General features: G+C 37.3%; 1 protein-coding gene. It reads right to left on the bottom strand.

What is annotated here, in order from left to right; all coding sequences use genetic code 11:
* Positions 1–268: 268 nt before the first annotated feature.
* Positions 269–485: hypothetical protein (locus KYG_RS24750; RefSeq protein WP_202798345.1), on the bottom strand; the 217-nt coding region annotated here is incomplete at its 5' end.

Genomic DNA, 485 nt, shown 5'->3' with positions numbered 1-485 from the left:
CAAGCCATCGCCCATGCCATCTAATAACATGGATCCGGCAACGGTTGCAAAATGTACCAGATGTTCATCAACGGTATGCCATTTGCTTGTGATATGGAAAATTACCGGATTTTTGAATATTTCTATTCATCAACTCTATTGCCATTTTTCTCATAGCCGGCATAGGTATGGGTGTTTTTTTGTTGTTAAACAAATCACCACGGTAGGATCATTGGCCAATTCTGTTAAATATGTATAATCATTCAGCTGGTATCATCACTAAAGCAATCTAATAAACAAAATTAATAGCCGCATCTTTTTGAATGGTTTGTATATAACCAGAGCCGCTGAATATAGGATGATATTTACTTTTATCAGCAGCTAATGCCCAGCTGGCCGGATAACAAATTACCTGTAAGGTTCCCGGTAATTCAAATGATAGTAATTGATGGCCGGTGAAAATATAATCTGCTGCTGCATCTCCAATATTCCATTTATCTGTTGTT

This window comes from Acidovorax sp. NO-1, assembly GCF_000238595.1.
Classification (GTDB): domain Bacteria; phylum Pseudomonadota; class Gammaproteobacteria; order Burkholderiales; family Burkholderiaceae_C; genus Acidovorax.
This window is presented reverse-complemented; position numbering and strand designations above follow the sequence as displayed.